This window comes from Pedobacter sp. GW460-11-11-14-TSB4 (assembly GCF_059423705.1).
This window is the reverse complement of sequence record NZ_JBWKYI010000008.1, coordinates 218,652-234,847: the sequence shown is the minus strand read 5'-3', so window position 1 is coordinate 234,847 and position 16,196 is coordinate 218,652. Positions and strand designations below refer to the sequence as shown.

Genomic DNA, 16,196 nt, shown 5'->3' with positions numbered 1-16,196 from the left:
AAGTTACACGGAAGAGAACTATCTAAAGACTATTTATCACCTTGCGGAGAAAACCACAAACGTTCAAACCAATGCCATAGCAGAGCAAATGCAAACCAAACCGGCATCGGTTACCGACATGATTAAAAAATTAGCCGACAAAGGCTTAGTTGATTATATTAAATACCAGGGGGTTACTTTAACCGAAACCGGAAAAAATACGGCGATCGATATTGTACGTAAACATAGATTATGGGAAGTTTTTTTGGTGGACAAACTAAACTTTAAATGGGATGAGGTACATGATGTTGCGGAAGAGCTGGAGCATATTAAATCAATCGAGCTGATTGAAAGGTTAGATGAGTTTTTAGGTTTCCCGAAAGCTGATCCGCATGGCGACCCCATTCCTGATAAAAACGGAAGATTTGCCAAAACCCAGTTTATAAAATTAATCGAACTAAAAATAGGCGATCGTGGTACCATTACCGGCGTTACCCAACACAGCTCGGCATTTTTAAAACATTTAGAAAAATTAGGCCTTACCCTGGGCAAACAAATCCAGATCAGTGATGTTACCGATTTTGATGGTTCAGTAGAAATCATGTTATCCGATAAACAAGTTAATATTAGTAGAGAAGTTGCAAAACATATTTTAATCAGCAGCAATGGCAAAAACTGAATCGTTAAGTGAAGTACATCAAAGTGTAAATACGGATAAAAGAAAAGGCTGGAAGAGAATTCTGGCTTTCATTGGTCCCGCTTATTTAATTAGTGTTGGCTACATGGATCCGGGTAACTGGGCAACTGATTTAGCAGGAGGTAGTAAATTCGGCTACCAGTTAATTTGGGTTTTACTGATGTCGAACCTCATTGCCCTACTCTTACAATCGTTAAGTGCACGTTTGGGCATAGTAAGGGGACTGGATTTAGCACAGGCCTCTAAACAAGCTTATCCGCGTTGGGCCAATATCCCGTTATTTGCCTTGGCACAAACGGCCATCATCGCTTGCGATTTAGCAGAAATTATCGGGATGGCCATAGGCTTACAGCTGCTTTTTGGATTACCCTTAATCTGGGGGATTTCCATTACCATTTTCGACACCATTTTACTCCTCTTTTTACTTAATAAAGGCATGCGGGCCATGGAAGGCTTTATTGTTTCGATGGTTTTTATTGTCGGGATTTCCTTTCTGGTTGAAATGTTTATTGTAGAACCCTCACTTAAAGAAGTAGCCCGAGGTTTCGAACCTTCTATACTAAATGGTGATGCACTTTATATTGCCATCGGGATTATTGGTGCAACGGTAATGCCGCATAACCTGTATCTACATTCATCTTTAGTACAAACCAGAAAGATTGAACGTAGCAACAAAGGCATTAAAGAGGCCTTAAAATTCAACCTCATTGATACAACCGTTGCATTAAACCTTGCTTTTTTTGTTAATGCTGCCATATTGATACTTGCTGCAGCTGCCTTTTATAAAAATGGCTTACATGAAGTGGCTGAAATTCAGGATGCGCATAAACTCCTTTCCAATATTTTTGGCAATGTAGCCCCAACCCTATTTGCTATAGCGCTAATCGCCGCCGGGCAAAGCTCTACCGTTACGGGAACTTTAGCAGGACAGATTATTATGGAAGGCCACATTAACTTAAGAATACAACCCTGGTTACGACGTTTGATTACACGCCTCCTGGCTATTATCCCGGCATTTTTCACCATATTACATTACGGAGAAAATGCACTTGGTGGCTTGCTAGTGTTGAGTCAGGTGGTATTAAGTTTGCAATTGGGTTTTGCCATTATTCCGTTAATTCATTTCACATCAGATAAAAAACTGATGAAAGATTTTGCAATTAAACCATGGGTTAAGGTATTGGCATGGGCAAGCGCTTTAGCTATTATCGCATTGAACGTAAAACTTGTTATTGAAGAAATAGGTGGCTGGGCAAAAGAGGCCAATAACTGGTGGATTTATGTGATTGTAATACCAGCATTAATTTTAGTCGTTTTACTCTTGCTTTATGTTTTCTTCCATCCTTTATTAGAGAAGAAAAAGAATGCCTCAAAACAACTTGTACCGCACGGGAATGCTTTAGATATTGGTAAAATAGATAAGATCAGCTATAAACGCATTGGAATTGCGGTAGATTTTTCTAAAAACGATAGAAATACCATCCGGCATGCTTTAATTCAAGGTGGCAAAGATGCACACTATTACCTGATCCATGTTGTAGAAACTGCTGCTGCCCGTTATCATGGTAATGATGTAATGGATCATGAAACACAGAGTGATGCAGCCAACCTGGAGAAATACAGGGTCAATCTTGAAGATCTTGGATATGATTCTACACCCTTTATTGGTTTTGGAAATACCGGTAAAGCCATAGCCGATATCAGCAACAAAAATGAAATGGAACTATTGGTAATGGGTGCACATGGACATAAAGGCTTAAAAGACCTTATTTTTGGTACCACCGTTGATTCGGTAAGGCATAAGGTAAATATTCCTGTATTAATTATCAGGTAATCGTTTACCACAGATAAAATGATTCACACAGCATCAAATCCGTGTTTATCTGGGTAATTTGTGGTTTAAAAATAAGATTATTTACCAACTACTGCCATTAGCTTTTTGATGCCGCCATCTCCCGACTGGTACATCAGCAATTTCCCAGTTGAAGAATACAGGTACATAGACGGGTATTGTTTTGGCAAAAAGGTTGGAATAAACATGCGTTTCTTATCCTGTAATACCGTTACATTAGGTTTGGCATTTAAACCTTTGGCGTACGAATTGAAAAACTGAGGGATAATGTAGCCCTCATCCATGGTAATCATGTAAATATTAACGTCTTTAAATTTGGCGTAATTGGTATTCAGGATTTTGCTTTCCCGCTGACAGTGCTCACAGGTACAATCAAACAAGATAAAGAGGTTCTTTTTTCCTTGCTTGATATCATTGTTTGAAAATGCTTTTCCATCCAGTTTGTAAAAGGTGAATTGTGGCAATAAAGTTGGTTGCTGTGCTTTTACCTGAAAAGCGATAGTTAACAATAAAATTAAAAAAAGGTTCCTGAATTTCATTTTTGATATTTAAAGCCCAAACTTAAACGAATAAATACGAACATAATAATATATCCTTAGCTTTTACAAACAGATGAACATTTTTATTGATTCCTTACCCGGAAGTTTTAGTTTAAAAATCGTCGTCATCTCGACTGAAGCGCAGTCCCGAACGTTCGGGAGAGAGATCTATAGAGACGGATTTCTCGGCTGCGTTACACTTCGCTCGAAATGACGACCTTTTACCACTTCTCCTATAAAACAAGAGCCTGGTTGACAGATGAAAGGTTTCTTATTGCATAGCCCCATCTTAAATAAACCCGATTAGCGCGGAAACCAAAAGCCTTTCCTGCTTTTGTTGCAGCAAAAGCGGGACTGAAGATGCCAAATGCCCCGACCGCACATTTCTAAATATCAAAGAAGTCAAGTTTGAATAGCCAAACCGCTATAAACTTGACTTCTTTCCAAGCATACTGAAGATGCCAAATGCCCCATCCGCACATTTCCAAATATCAAAGAAGTCAAGTTTGAATAGCCAAACCGCTATAAAACTTGACTTCTTTATCTGTACAATTAAAAATTAAAAAAAATTATCACATCAATTTTTAGGATATTTGCACGGGCTGAGGGCAAAACGCATAAAGAGTCGTCATCCTGAATTTATTTCAAGATCTTTACAGTTATAAAAAGATGCTGAAACGAGTTTAGCATGACGAGCCGGCATTTTATAGCTGCATTTGTAGTCTTAGCATTATACTTTATATACAATGGTATATATTACAACAACCTATACATTAGTACAATTTTGAAAAACGACATCCACATAAAGAATAAAAGAGCCTATTTCGACTACAATCTTTTAGATAAATATGTAGCAGGGATTGCACTTTTAGGAACTGAAATAAAAGCAATCAGACAAGGTAAAGCCAACATGACTGATGCATTTTGCATGTTTATAGGCGGCAATCTATATGTGCGCAACCTTCATGTTTCCGAATACTCGCACAGCTCTTTCTATCATCATGATATTAAACGTGACCGTGCTTTATTACTTCAAAAGAAAGAAATTAGAAAACTAAAGCTTAAAGGTGAAGAAAAAGGTTACACCATTGTTCCCTTACGTATTTTCATCAACGAAAGAGGTTTCGCTAAAATAGAAATTGCTTTGGCTCAAGGTAAAAAAGAGTTCGACAAACGCGATAGCATTAAAGACAGAGATACCAAACGGGAGCTGGATAGAGCGATGAAGCGGTAGGATAGTCTTCAGTCCGGAGTCTTTAGTCCGGAGTCAAAATTAACTAAAGACTGAAGACTTCGGACTATGGACTTAAACTACTACCACGCCTGGTCGCCCACTAAGGGCACAAACCTAAAGGTATCCAATATAATTTTTTCGTAGTCCGTTTCACTTACGCGGATCACAGTAACCATTTTCTGGGTTTTCTCATCACCCACCGGGATCACCAGAATGCCTCCTATTTTTAACTGTTTCAATAAGATTTCAGGAACCAAAGGGGCACCCGCGGTAACGATTATTTTGTCGTATGGCGCGTGGGCAGCAATTCCTTTCGAGCCATCGCCACAATAAAAAGTAGGCCGGTAGCCCATTCCTGGTAAAACCTGAATGGTTCTGTTGTAAATATTCTCTTGTCTTTCGATGGTAAAAACTGTGGCACCCAGCTCCATTAAAATACAGGTTTGATAGCCAGAACCTGTTCCAATCTCGAGTACTTTATCTCCTTTTTTAATATGCAGCAGCTCACTTTGGTAAGCAACCGTGTAAGGCTGGGATATAGTTTGCCCATCACCTATTGGAAAAGCAATATCTTTGTAAGACTGGTTCCAAAAAGTTTCATCGAAAAAGAAATGACGTGGAACTTTACCTATGGCTGTTAACACATTTTCATCTTCAATCCCGCGAGATTTTAACAACTCAACTAGCTTTTTTCTCGCTCCACGTTCCCGGTAATTATCAACAAATTTATACGCCATGAGCTTCAAAATTAGCGTTTCTTAAACGGTGATACAAGATAAAGAAATCCACATTACTGTAAGTAACACTAAATCAAAACTTAAATTAGTAATTAATACGGATCGACATCTATTTGTGTAAAAACGCCTTTAAATTCTTTGGTCGCATTAAACTGGGTGAGGGTTTCTCTTAATGCATCTTTAACTTTTTGAATCGCAGTATGTTTATCTGCTTTGATAATGATTTGTTTAATATAAAGGTTCCGCACCCTGCTTACCAAAGGTTGTTCGGGACCTAAAACGCGTTTACCAAACTTTCCTTTAAGGATATTGGCTAAAGTAAACGCAGCGTGATCCAGAACATGTGAATCTTTATGTTTGATGTACAGGAATATCATCCGCGAAAACGGTGGATAAAGAAATTTCTCGCGTTCAACAATTTCGTCGTTGTACATTCCCTCATAATCGTTATTGACCACCTGTTTTATGATGCGGTTTTCAGCATCATAAGTCTGGATACAAACGTTCCCCTGATCGGCCCTTCTGCCTGCCCTACCCGCCACCTGCGCCAGTAACTGGAAACTTCGTTCGTAAGCACGGAAATCGGGGTAACCTAAAAGCGTATCGGCATTAATTACCCCAATAAGATTCAGGTTATCGAAATCCAGTCCTTTGGCCACCATTTGTGTGCCGATTAAGATGTCGGTTTTCTTCTCCTGAAAATCATTTAAAATTTGCTGCAGTCCATTTTTCGTCCTCGTACTGTCCATGTCCAATCGGGCGATGGTCACCTCAGGATAAAGTAACCTGAGTTCTTCTTCAATCCGTTCCGTACCAAATCCTTTTTGCTCTACATGTACCGAGCCACAAGCGGGACAGATATTTACGCTACTTTGCTGATAGCCACAATAGTGACAATGTAATTTGCCACTACTTTTATGATAGGTTAAACTTACATCGCAGTTTACGCATTTAGGGGTATAACCACAGGTTGCGCAGATCAGAATGGTGGCATAACCTCTCCTGTTCTGGAATAATACAATCTGCTCTTTTTTAGAGAGCGCCAGATCGATATCTTTGATCAATACACTCGAAAAATAAGAACTCATCGTTTTTTTCTTCGTTTCTTCCGAAATACTGACTACCTGCTGATTTGGAAGCTGAACTCCACCAAAACGCTCTTTCATTTCTACCAGTCCGTATTTACCCTGTAATGCATTATAATAACTTTCAAGGGATGGTGTAGCTGAACCTAAAATAACCTTAGCCTGATGCAGATAACCCAGATAAATGGCTGCATCCCTGGCCTGATAGCGTGGTGCCGGATCGTATTGTTTGTAAGAGGGTTCGTGTTCTTCATCAACCACAATCAGTTTTAGGTGTTCGAAAGGCAGAAAAACTGCTGAACGGGCACCAAGAATAACCTTGTACGCGCCAGTACGCACTTTATTCCAGATTTCTACCCGCTCGCTATTGTTAAATTTAGAGTGATATACCCCAATGGAATTGCCAAAATAGCGCTTAATCCGTTCTACAATCTGGGTGGTTAAAGCAATTTCGGGCAAGAGGAACAAAACCTGTCCATCTGTATTTTGTATAATTTTCTCAATCAGCTTGATGTAAACCTGCGTTTTTCCGGATGCGGTAACACCATGCAGTAAAACCACCTCTTTCTCTTCAAAATACTGGTTAATCTGACCCAATGCTTTCTGCTGACCTTCATTCAGTTCGAAATTCACACTGAATTCTTCATCATGCGCGGCCAAACGGCTAACCGGCCTTTTCATCACCACAAAAATATCCTTATCGGTTAAAGCTTTTAATGCGGCTGGTCCGCAATTGCTTTCTTCTAAAAGCTGTTCTTTAGAAATCGGCAGGTTAGATTTTTGTAATTTCAGGTAAGCCAGTAAGGCATCTAATTGTTTAGGTGCCCGATCCAAAACATTAAAAAGCTGTTTCAGATTTTCTTCATCGCTATAGAAATCGTTTAATATGATGAACGATTTAAGCAAAGGTTTGTATTTCTGCACCACCTCTTCAGCCACCAGAACCAGTTCTTTATCCAATAAATGATTGATGATCGGATAGACAGTTTTCTGTCCAAGGAGCTTAGAAACATCATTAACGGTAAGTTTCTGCTGCTGTTTCAGTGCATTGATAATGATTTCTTCCTTATCGGTGAGTTCGGTATCTTCATTGTAATCTTCGCGAAGAATCAAAATCGTTTCGCTGGCCAGTTTTAAACTTGCTGGTAGAGCAGCCGCCATTACATCGCCTTCGTTGCACATGTAATAATTTGTCATCCAGGTCCAGAATTTGAGCTGGGTAGGTGTAATTACAGGCTCGGTATCTACTACGTCGATAATATATTTGGCCTCATAAACTGTTGGCGGTACCGTGCTGATTCCACTAATTAAAGCCGTATAAATTTTATGTTTTCCAAATTGCACCACTACCCGTTTTCCAACGGCAATCTGGTCGTTTAAATCAAAAGGTACACGATAGGTATAGTTTTTCGCCAAAGATAATGGCAAAATAACTTCAACAAAAAGTGTTTCTCTTTCTGCAAAAATATCACTTTCGAAAGTATTCATTATTTATCTTTAAATGCCGCAAAAAAGAGCATTATCCATCCCAGTACAAATAAAAGCCCGCCAATTGGTGTTATTGGGCCTATAAATTCGGTAAATCCTAAATGCGATATGCTTCGGGTAGCCAATAAATACAACGACCCTGAAAAAAGGATAATCCCAAAGGTGAAGCAAAAGTAAGCGATATTAATGAGCTTGTTCCGATAACGGGCAAAGGTAGAGAGATATAATAGCGCAAATGTATGATAGAACTGATAATCAACACCTTTTTGCCAAATTTCTAATGATGGTCCATCAATTAAGGCTTTTAAACCATGAGCACCAAATGCGCCAAGTAAAACAGCAACAGCACCAAAAAAAGAAGCAGTAAGAATTATTCGTTTATTCATAGTTATTTGCAAGTAGCAATCGCTAAATTAATAAATTGACAAAGAACTTCTCACTAATCAATGTAATAAATTAAATTTGTTGCACAGCAGATGAAAAAAATCGTAATTCTAACAAGTGCATTATTTTTAGGTGTAGCCTTTATGGCTTACCTCTATTTTTCAAAATTGGGTACAGATAATGATGCGAAGGACCTGGCGCTGCAATCGGCAACCAATAACGCAGCATTGGTATTTTCTTTTCAGAACGACAAAGGTTTTTACGATATTATTGAAGGGCAGCAACTTATCCAGCAGGTTTTGGGAAAGGACAAAATGAGCCTCTTAAAACAGCTGAAAACAAGCATTATCGACGACCATCTGCTCAACAAACAACTGAAAGATCAGCAGGTTTATATCAGTGTATTACCTGATTCGGATAAAACCCTGAATTTCTTATTTACCATACAGATACAGCATGTCGATGACATCAAAAAATTCTATGAGCAGTTAAAACTTGAAAAAACGATCAGTGAAAATGCTAAAGACCTGTATACCGTGAAGTTAAATGACAGCTTATCGGTTTATTTAGGCGTGCATGGCCAGGTATTAACGGCTTCAACATCGCTTAAACTGATCAATGATGCGAATGTACGTTTAACGGAAAATCCTTTTACTGAGTACATTAAGGAGAATAACCGACAGATCAAAAATGTACTGGCCCACGTGTACATCAATTTTAACCAGGCGCCGTTATTACTCAAAAATATTATTGCAGGCAACATTAACGGAGAAATTGCCCTGTTTAACCAACAAAACAGTTTTGCAGTACTTAATTATAATTTCAGTAAAGAAAGAATTCTTTTCAGTGGCAATACCGAATTAAAAAATCAGCATAATTACCTTAAACTATTCGAAAACACCGCTGCACAAAATACCTCTTTACAAAATATCCTGCCTGATAACACGGCAAACTACGCCCTGTATGCTTATGATGATTACGGCAAATGGCTTAAAAAGTTAACGAACTGGCAAGCGCAAACTAAAGTGGCAACTAAAGCCAATACAGTTATTAAAAATATCAAAGATGAATACCGGATAGATTTGAATGCGATATTCCCGGCTTATACAAAAAATCAGTTTATTCTTTTTCAATTAAGTACAACCGAAAAATTAGGGGCTATTGCTTTAAGCAACGGCGAAAAGGTAAAACAGCTTCTGCTTGATGTAAGTGCAGACTATAATGAAGATATTAAATTATTTAAATCATCCGATATCCTTTACAGTTACTTTGGTGAACCATTTAAAAAATTCGGCCGTCCTTATTATACCATAGTAGATAATAATTTGATTGTGGCCAATAATGCGAGTACGGTTCAATCATTTTTAAATGATTACAAGCACAACAGGCTTTTGATACAAACGCCACAGTATTTAGATGCGGTGAACCAGATTTCGACCACCTCGAATGTGAGTTATTACATCAACACCAAAAATTCGGCAGATATTTTCAGGAATAATATTCAGCTTCCATTTTACAAACATTTGAGGGCAGACAGTGGTTTGAAAAGTTTCGATACTTTTTATTACCAAATGAGTGCAGACAAAAACAAGTTTATCACTAACTTACTTTTAAACAAATATTTACAAGCAGAAATACCAGATTCATTAAGTAACCGTTAATAAGGAAACCATCCCAACATACTATTTTACATGAAGAAACTTTTACTTGCGTTACTGGCAATAGCTAGCTTCGGGGTTGCAAATGCTCAACAATATGCGCTTTTCGGTACTAAAACCATGTTCGATGCATTCGAAAATCCATCTCAAAAATCTTTCACCTTAGATTCATCACGAAGATTTTCTTCTAATTTCTTCCTACCCTATTTTGGAACAAATGCCATCAATAAAGGGAGCTCTAAGTTTGCCATAAGAAGATTAACACAGGAAGGTGTTTTTGATACAAAAAGTTTACCGATTGGTACCGGAGAAGTAAATCATTTTTTCGAAAACAGCAATATCTATGTTGCTGCATTCAGGCTTTTTAAATCTTACAAATATCAAAAAGAAATGGGCTTTTCGTGGCAGATCAGGTCTGATGCTCATATCGATTACACCAATGAAACATTGGCAATTTTTGATTCGTTCGAAAGGTTTACGCCCAACCAACAATATACCGGAATATTCGATACCAAGGGTTATGAACAGAGTTATCATCAATTTAGCTTTACCTACCGCGAAAACTGGAATAAAAGGCTGGCATTCGGTTTAAAAGCCAGTGTATTGAGCGGAATACTCTATAACAAATTAAATGTTTCTGACTCTTATTTATACATTGATCCTGAAGCGGATGCACTGTTAATTGGCTTGAGAGGAACTTATTCCAGCAATTTTTCAGATTTTAATGAAGTAAATAAGAAAAACTTCTTTCCCAACTTTAAAAACCCGGGTGTATCCTTAAGCTTTGGGACCAATTACACAACTAAAAAAGGCCTGTTCTTAATGGCGAATATTAAAGATTTAGGTTTTATCTGGTGGCGAAGTAATACGCAACGTACGATGATAGATCAATCGAAAATTATTGAGAACATCGAAAACAACCAATCGAATACCAATCAGGAAATAGAAGATATTTTTCTCCTTTCGGAGCAGAGCAAAAAGTTTTTAGCCCCTACCAATGCCAAACTTGATGTTTACCTGTCCAAACGATATGGTTTTTACAAACCAGGACTGGCTGTTTCGAAAAACCTGTTTTACAAAGGTGGAGACATTGCTTTTGTAAATACCTTTATTGCCAACGATTTTTCGGGAAGTATTACACCCTTATACAACTTAAATGGCGTTTTTATGGTTGGGTTGCAGGCAAAATACCAAACCCCTAATTTTGAATTGTTTATGGGCACCGACAATTTGGTCGCGACCAGTTTTCAAACACTGGGGACCATTAAAAATGACGCAACTATTGGCAGTGGTCCAAATGGTGCTTCTTTTTATATGGGTGTAGGCATTAAATTCGGCAGTGTGGTTAACCATCCGCAGTTTGCCGACGTTATACCGGGTATAAATGATAATGAAGGTGGAAGTTTCTTTAAAAGTTTATTTTCAATCTTCAAAAGAAAATAAGCTACTTAACCCTGTGCCTGTTGCTTTTTAGATTGCGTAACAACAAAATCTTTCAGGTAAAAAGGTTCGAAATAAGCTACATCTTCAAATTTACTTTTGCAGAAAGCTTCATTCGCTAATCGCGACATGTATGTTGCAGAATTGAAATTAGCCCCGTCGAATTTTGCATTTTGATGTGTTAAAACTTCAGCACACTTGGCAGCCCCATCACCTAAAAAAGTAACTGTTTGTTGTGCTAGATAATCTGTGAAACTGGATTCGTCGATAATTTTCGCTTCGGTGGGTGTGATTATATTTAAGGAGTGATCGAAAATTGAGGTATAAACTTCCATCCTACGGGCGTCAATCATCGGGCAGATTAAACCAGCATAATCAGGATTTTCTGCCAGGTAACCAGCTGCCATCATTTCTAAGGTTTCGACGGCAATTAAAGGCTTATCTAACGCATAACAGAGACCTTTAGCGGTAGAAACACCAATCCTTAAGCCGGTATAAGACCCCGGTCCTTTGCTTACGGCAACGGCATCTAATTCCTGGTAACTTACTCCTCCGGTTTTAAGCACGTCATCAATGAACAAAGTTAAATTTGCCGCATGCAGGTTCTGTCCCTGCTCCTCTTTAAATGAAAATGTTTTGCCGCTGACAGATAGTGCTACAGAACAAATTGCGGTAGCTGTTTCTATTTGAAGTATTTTAGCCATTGGACAAAGATATTAATAAAATGGAAGATGGAAGAGGTATTATGGAAGATGGGCTTGAGATTGAGCGTTATCCCGAAGTCTTGAGTCTGAAGTCCATAGGCGATTGACCAGTTTGGAGCTGGGCGTTTGGCGTTTAGAGTCGATTAACCGCTAGCCCTAATAGACCATCTCAAGATTGTGGACATACACAAATGACTAATGACAAATGAACTAACTCGAAGTTGGAATCAATTAATCGATTGATCAGTTTGGAGCTGGGCGTTTGGATTAAATGACGGCCGCATCAACCAATAGTCAAATGACTAATGAATCAATAACTAAAGAGCGATGCCAACAAATGAACTAATGACCAGTGAACTAATAAACCTCGCTAAGGAACAGGATCATGACCATGTTTGCCCCATGGATGGCAACGGCCAATACGTTTCAGTGCCAGCCAGCCACCTTTAAATGGGCCGTGTTTTTTAATGGCTTCAACCCCATACTGTGAGCAGGTTGGTGTAAACCTGCAATTTGCACCGAGCATTGGCGAGATGGCATATTGATATACTTTAATTAAGCCTAAAAAAAACCATCCAAAAATTTTATTGATGAATTTCATTGGGCTGGATTAAATTGTGAAAACGCTTAAAAGTAGCAATCAGTTTTTTCTCGATAAAGGCAAAATCATATTTTTCTTTACCCACAAATTGAATGGAAATCAAAAGCAATCCCCTGTCAGCAGGTAAAGGCAGGTATAATTTATCTTGTTTATTGAGGCGATAAGCTTCGCGTATGCGGCGCTTGAGCAGATTACGATCTACTGCCCGTTTATATCTTTTTTTAGGAACGTTGATCACCACCTGCGCCTGTACATCAGCCGGTTGGTCGACAAAAAGATAAGAAATCCGAAAAGGGTATAATAAAAAAGAAGAACCGTTTTTAAACAACAGGTCTAAATGTTTCCTGCTGCATAACCGTTCTTCTTTCCTGAATGTGTACATATATTTTTGATTGATAACTGCAGATTTTGATCTGCCGATCCCGAATTAACGGAAAAGCAATCAAAAATTATGCTTTATGCTTGCGTTCGTCAGAAACTGTTAATCTTTTTCTTCCTTTAGCACGACGTGATGCTAATACTCGTCTGCCGTTAGCTGTTGCCATTCTTTCGCGGAAGCCGTGTTTGTTTCTTCTCTTTCTTTGCGAAGGTTGGTATGTTCTTTTCATGACTGTATATTATCTATTGTAAAATTAAGAGGTGCAAATATAAAGCGATTTCTCTACAAATGCAAGAGTGATTAATTATTATTTTTTCTATTTAAATGCAAATGTAATAATTCTTTTGAAAAAGATGCCTTAGAGGCATTTATAAATATTTTATTGTACGGTTTATTGTTTTATCAAACGCGTCTACTACCTATGATTCGTTCTGATGGGACCTATCGTGTGGAAACATCTTTGTTAGCCTGTATTTTTTTGACATGTTCCAAAGGCGATCTGTCCTGTGTCCTGAAGCTTCGGTATCAGCATCTTTCCTGCTATTAAGAGCTCCTTATCCTTAAAAAACTATCTTGTGGTCACAAATATCATTATTTTTTCCGCTCTCTGCCGCGGGGGCATGGTACTTTGGAGCGCCAAAGTACCCAAAGCGCTTTGTCAATCCGGCAAGGTGGCTTCTCACTGCCCCAGGCTTATCAAAAAAACAGCGGCACTTCGTTTTGTGTTCAATATCTTTTAAAAGCTGGGAATCATGATTATTGAACACAAAACCACTGCGTTTAAGGTTTGGTAGTGCTATTTGTTCTATTCTGCAACTGTTTTTTTGATTTTTCTGCCACTTGGGATTGACGAAGTTCTTCGGCAAAGCCTGAACTTTATTAATGTTGGTTAGCAAAATGCATAAAAACCCAAATCAAAATATGGGTCTACGCGATGGGACGGTCTAATGTTCTCCTTTCACACGATTACCTGTGTTATTTATTTCATCAAACGTTCCTACGGAACGAAAATATGCATATGGCATTTTTTCTACCAATGATTCGTTCCTATGGAACGAAATAAGCAACCCGTGATCAATATCCCCTGTTTTAGTATAAGGCGCTAGAAAGGCGCAAACCATTAATAGCAGCACAGCAGATGTAAAATAAACCTGATTGGAGTGATCCCGATTCTTCATCGGGAATAACGAAAAGCAGGACTAACAATAACTTCAGCACTCAATTGCTTTTCAAATAAAAACTGTTTATTTCTGTCGGTGAAACACCGACCGATAGATTCAATCAAAGGGCAATTTACAAGCCCAGTGCGGCCTTCAGTTTTACATAACCCGTTTTACTCACTGGCAGCCAGATATCAGACTTTAACAGCACCACATAGCTGTCTTTCTCTTTTAGCTCAATTTTGGTTACCTGGGCCAGATTAATGATGTACGACCTGTGTATGCGGATAAACTGGCTCACATCGAGCGTTTGTTCGAAATAAGCCATGGTTTTGTTCTTATAGAAAGCACCATCAGTGGTACTTAATTTCACATAATCATCATCGGCCTCTAAATAGTTAATATCAGCAACCGGAATAATTTTAATTACACCATCTTTTTTAACCACTACCCTGTTATTTTGAGCAGGACTTAAAGCTGCCGCATCCAAAACAGCCTCAGTATTTTCGTTTTGGTTTAATTTGTTCGGTAATTTTTTAAGGGCTGCATCGAAGCGCGATTTATCAATAGGTTTAAGCAGATAATCTACCGCATTAACCTCAAAAGCTTTAATGGCATATTCATCAAAAGCCGTGGTAAAAATTACGGCAGGTTTATCTTCAACCAGCTCGAGCATTTCGAAACCGCTGATTTTAGGCATCTGTATATCCAGAAAAATTAAATCGGGTTTATGTAAAGTAATGGCTTTTAAACCTTCGAACCCATCACCACATTCGGCCACAATTTCTATTTCTGCATGATCTGAAAGGTAATATTTTACAATATCTCTTGCTAAAGGCTCATCGTCAATTAGTATTGTTCTGATCATTTTTTTGTGGAATTTTTAGGGTGGTAATATATAAATTATTTGCCTCAATATCGGTTTGTAACAGGTGGGTATTCGCAAATAACAGATATAACCTGCGTTTAATGGCACTTAAACCAAATCCGGTTCCTCCGGCAGCCTTCATTTCCGGATCAAAAGGATTTTGTACACGTAATTGCAAAATATTATATTCAACAGTAACATCTATTTTAATTGTTATACCTGCCGAGGTGTTATAAAGTCCGAATTTTATGGCATTTTCTACAATGGGCTGTAACAATGTGCCTGGTAAACAAAGATTTAAGGTATCATCGGCAACATTAACCTCGATGTTTAACCTGTGGCTAAACCTTACCTTTTCGATATCGAGGTACAACTGGATGTATTCCATTTCTTCCTCTACCGAAACCCATAATTCATCATCGCGTTTTAGGGTACCGCGAAGAAAAGAAGCTAATTTTGTAATCATTACCCCAGCCTCTTTCGGATTAACCATGGTTAGTGCAAATACCGAATTTAAGCTGTTAAAAAGAAAATGCGGCTGTAATTGGTGCCTTAGCTTATTTAACTCAGCCTCTTTAGCCAAACTTTTAGCTGCTGATAGTCTTTCGTGTGTTTCTGACTGTTCTTCTAACCTATACCATAAAATATTAGCTAGGGCACACCAGGCTAAGCACATAAAAGAAATTAAACCCCTGAAGGCAAAAGAAAAATTATAGAAATCCTTATACTCTTTATAATCGGAAAAAATATAGAGCACCACATATTTTGATGCATAAATAATAACAAAAGTAAGTACAAGAGTGATGATCAGCACATACAATATCCGCTCATTTTTCGGTTGGTAATACCCAAGCATATTACTAATACCAATGCAAGCCAAAGCCAGCAAAAAGTTATTGGTTAAGCTATCGGTTATCGATATCCACCAGGAAAAATTAACTACATAATGCAATCCGACACCACACAATACCGTCCACACTATTGCAATGGTAAGCGAGATTTTCTGTATTTGCGGAACGGATAAGGGTCTAGTTGTCAAAATGGTTTTGATTAGTTAATGATTTATTGCGGTGCTCCAGCTTTTCCAGGTACTGTGTAACCGATTTAGGCTCAACAATCCTCGAACTTACTTCTACACCATCAGCAAGTTCTTCCACTGCCGATATTCCGCCTATACCTATAAACTTCCATACTACTTTATCACCGTTACAATTATTAAAAGGAGGATTAAAATGTACAGCATTCAATTTAGCTTTATCTAAAGCCTGCGCAATCCCATCTGCCTGGATTAAACGCGTTTGTTCATTAAACTGGGGTGTATGTTTTCCCTCACCACAAATTACCTGATAGATACAATTTACTGCAAACCATTTCATAGGCGATGTTTTATC

The 16,196-nt window shown here is 38.3% G+C and carries 16 protein-coding genes; 5 read left to right on the top strand and 11 right to left on the bottom strand.

Annotated elements, in window-relative coordinates; all coding sequences use genetic code 11:
• Both AC07YT_RS10890 and AC07YT_RS10885 read left to right on the top strand, forming a co-directional pair.
• The coding region (locus AC07YT_RS10890) for a metal-dependent transcriptional regulator (RefSeq protein ID WP_494945314.1) at nucleotides 1–658 on the top strand (658 nt) is incomplete at its 5' end.
• Entirely contained in the window at nucleotides 645–2,510 is a 1,866-nt protein-coding gene (locus AC07YT_RS10885) for an Nramp family divalent metal transporter (RefSeq protein ID WP_086546694.1), read from the top strand. The genes AC07YT_RS10890 and AC07YT_RS10885, both read left to right, overlap by 14 nt.
• A 77-nt stretch (nucleotides 2,511–2,587) precedes the next feature.
• Here AC07YT_RS10885 and AC07YT_RS10880 read toward each other — a convergent pair whose 3' ends face one another.
• Nucleotides 2,588–3,067, bottom strand: a complete 480-nt coding sequence (locus AC07YT_RS10880) for a TlpA family protein disulfide reductase (protein ID WP_086546695.1) — start codon at nucleotides 3,065–3,067, stop codon at nucleotides 2,588–2,590.
• A gap of 784 nt (nucleotides 3,068–3,851) precedes the next feature.
• Between AC07YT_RS10880 and smpB the strand changes: the two genes are divergently transcribed.
• A complete protein-coding gene (gene smpB, locus AC07YT_RS10875; RefSeq protein ID WP_057934016.1) occupies nucleotides 3,852–4,301 on the top strand; it encodes an SsrA-binding protein in 450 nt (149 codons plus the stop codon).
• Nucleotides 4,302–4,381: 80 nt separating this feature from the next.
• On the opposite strand, the gene AC07YT_RS10870 is transcribed toward smpB, so the two are convergent.
• From AC07YT_RS10870 to AC07YT_RS10860, 3 genes are all read right to left on the bottom strand, one after another.
• Entirely contained in the window at nucleotides 4,382–5,038 is a 657-nt protein-coding gene (locus AC07YT_RS10870) for a protein-L-isoaspartate(D-aspartate) O-methyltransferase (protein ID WP_086546696.1), read from the bottom strand.
• A gap of 92 nt (nucleotides 5,039–5,130) precedes the next feature.
• Nucleotides 5,131–7,611 (bottom strand): replication restart helicase PriA, encoded by a 2,481-nt coding sequence (gene priA, locus AC07YT_RS10865; protein WP_086546697.1) that lies wholly within the window; start codon nucleotides 7,609–7,611, stop codon nucleotides 5,131–5,133.
• Nucleotides 7,611–7,997, bottom strand: a complete 387-nt coding sequence (locus tag AC07YT_RS10860) for a DUF423 domain-containing protein (RefSeq protein ID WP_029279875.1) — start codon at nucleotides 7,995–7,997, stop codon at nucleotides 7,611–7,613. Before AC07YT_RS10860 ends, priA begins: the two co-directional genes overlap by 1 nt.
• A 90-nt stretch (nucleotides 7,998–8,087) precedes the next feature.
• Between AC07YT_RS10860 and AC07YT_RS10855 the strand changes: the two genes are divergently transcribed.
• Both AC07YT_RS10855 and AC07YT_RS10850 read left to right on the top strand, forming a co-directional pair.
• Nucleotides 8,088–9,656 (top strand): hypothetical protein, encoded by a 1,569-nt coding sequence (locus tag AC07YT_RS10855; RefSeq protein WP_086546698.1) that lies wholly within the window; start codon nucleotides 8,088–8,090, stop codon nucleotides 9,654–9,656.
• A gap of 30 nt (nucleotides 9,657–9,686) precedes the next feature.
• Nucleotides 9,687–11,096: a DUF5723 family protein gene (locus AC07YT_RS10850; RefSeq protein WP_086546699.1), complete on the top strand. Its 1,410-nt coding sequence runs from the start codon at nucleotides 9,687–9,689 to the stop codon at nucleotides 11,094–11,096.
• A 5-nt stretch (nucleotides 11,097–11,101) separates the two neighbouring features.
• On the opposite strand, the gene tsaB is transcribed toward AC07YT_RS10850, so the two are convergent.
• The 7 genes from tsaB to AC07YT_RS10815 form a co-directional block, all read right to left on the bottom strand.
• Nucleotides 11,102–11,797 carry a tRNA (adenosine(37)-N6)-threonylcarbamoyltransferase complex dimerization subunit type 1 TsaB gene (gene tsaB, locus AC07YT_RS10845; RefSeq protein WP_086546700.1) on the bottom strand — a complete coding sequence of 232 codons (696 nt, stop codon included), beginning with the start codon at nucleotides 11,795–11,797 and terminating at the stop codon, nucleotides 11,102–11,104.
• 370 nt (nucleotides 11,798–12,167) lie between these two features.
• Nucleotides 12,168–12,398 carry a membrane protein insertion efficiency factor YidD gene (gene yidD, locus AC07YT_RS10840; RefSeq protein WP_057934022.1) on the bottom strand — a complete coding sequence of 77 codons (231 nt, stop codon included), beginning with the start codon at nucleotides 12,396–12,398 and terminating at the stop codon, nucleotides 12,168–12,170.
• Nucleotides 12,382–12,780: a ribonuclease P protein component gene (locus tag AC07YT_RS10835; protein ID WP_086546701.1), complete on the bottom strand. Its 399-nt coding sequence runs from the start codon at nucleotides 12,778–12,780 to the stop codon at nucleotides 12,382–12,384. The genes yidD and AC07YT_RS10835 overlap by 17 nt, the downstream gene beginning before the upstream one ends.
• Before the next feature lie 67 nt (nucleotides 12,781–12,847).
• Entirely contained in the window at nucleotides 12,848–13,006 is a 159-nt protein-coding gene (gene rpmH, locus AC07YT_RS10830) for a 50S ribosomal protein L34 (protein ID WP_010601723.1), read from the bottom strand.
• A 1,064-nt stretch (nucleotides 13,007–14,070) separates the two neighbouring features.
• On the bottom strand, nucleotides 14,071–14,805 hold the full coding sequence (locus tag AC07YT_RS10825) for a LytR/AlgR family response regulator transcription factor (RefSeq protein ID WP_086546703.1): 735 nt from the start codon (nucleotides 14,803–14,805) through the stop codon (nucleotides 14,071–14,073).
• On the bottom strand, nucleotides 14,783–15,844 hold the full coding sequence (locus AC07YT_RS10820) for a sensor histidine kinase (protein WP_494945313.1): 1,062 nt from the start codon (nucleotides 15,842–15,844) through the stop codon (nucleotides 14,783–14,785). Before AC07YT_RS10820 ends, AC07YT_RS10825 begins: the two co-directional genes overlap by 23 nt.
• On the bottom strand, nucleotides 15,834–16,181 hold the full coding sequence (locus tag AC07YT_RS10815) for a DUF4288 domain-containing protein (protein ID WP_086546704.1): 348 nt from the start codon (nucleotides 16,179–16,181) through the stop codon (nucleotides 15,834–15,836). The genes AC07YT_RS10820 and AC07YT_RS10815 overlap by 11 nt, the downstream gene beginning before the upstream one ends.
• Nucleotides 16,182–16,196: the final 15 nt, after the last annotated feature.

Coding starts and splice junctions, on each gene's coding strand:
- AC07YT_RS10835 (WP_086546701.1), bottom strand. CDS start 12,780: ATGTACACATTCAGGAAAGAAGAACGGTTATGCAGCAGGAAACATTTA.
- AC07YT_RS10855 (WP_086546698.1), top strand. CDS start 8,088: ATGAAAAAAATCGTAATTCTAACAAGTGCATTATTTTTAGGTGTAGCC.
- AC07YT_RS10885 (WP_086546694.1), top strand. CDS start 645: ATGGCAAAAACTGAATCGTTAAGTGAAGTACATCAAAGTGTAAATACG.
- AC07YT_RS10870 (WP_086546696.1), bottom strand. CDS start 5,038: ATGGCGTATAAATTTGTTGATAATTACCGGGAACGTGGAGCGAGAAAA.
- priA (WP_086546697.1), bottom strand. CDS start 7,611: ATGAATACTTTCGAAAGTGATATTTTTGCAGAAAGAGAAACACTTTTT.
- yidD (WP_057934022.1), bottom strand. CDS start 12,398: ATGAAATTCATCAATAAAATTTTTGGATGGTTTTTTTTAGGCTTAATT.
- tsaB (WP_086546700.1), bottom strand. CDS start 11,797: ATGGCTAAAATACTTCAAATAGAAACAGCTACCGCAATTTGTTCTGTA.
- rpmH (WP_010601723.1), bottom strand. CDS start 13,006: ATGAAAAGAACATACCAACCTTCGCAAAGAAAGAGAAGAAACAAACAC.
- AC07YT_RS10825 (WP_086546703.1), bottom strand. CDS start 14,805: ATGATCAGAACAATACTAATTGACGATGAGCCTTTAGCAAGAGATATT.
- AC07YT_RS10850 (WP_086546699.1), top strand. CDS start 9,687: ATGAAGAAACTTTTACTTGCGTTACTGGCAATAGCTAGCTTCGGGGTT.
- AC07YT_RS10815 (WP_086546704.1), bottom strand. CDS start 16,181: ATGAAATGGTTTGCAGTAAATTGTATCTATCAGGTAATTTGTGGTGAG.
- AC07YT_RS10880 (WP_086546695.1), bottom strand. CDS start 3,067: ATGAAATTCAGGAACCTTTTTTTAATTTTATTGTTAACTATCGCTTTT.
- AC07YT_RS10860 (WP_029279875.1), bottom strand. CDS start 7,997: ATGAATAAACGAATAATTCTTACTGCTTCTTTTTTTGGTGCTGTTGCT.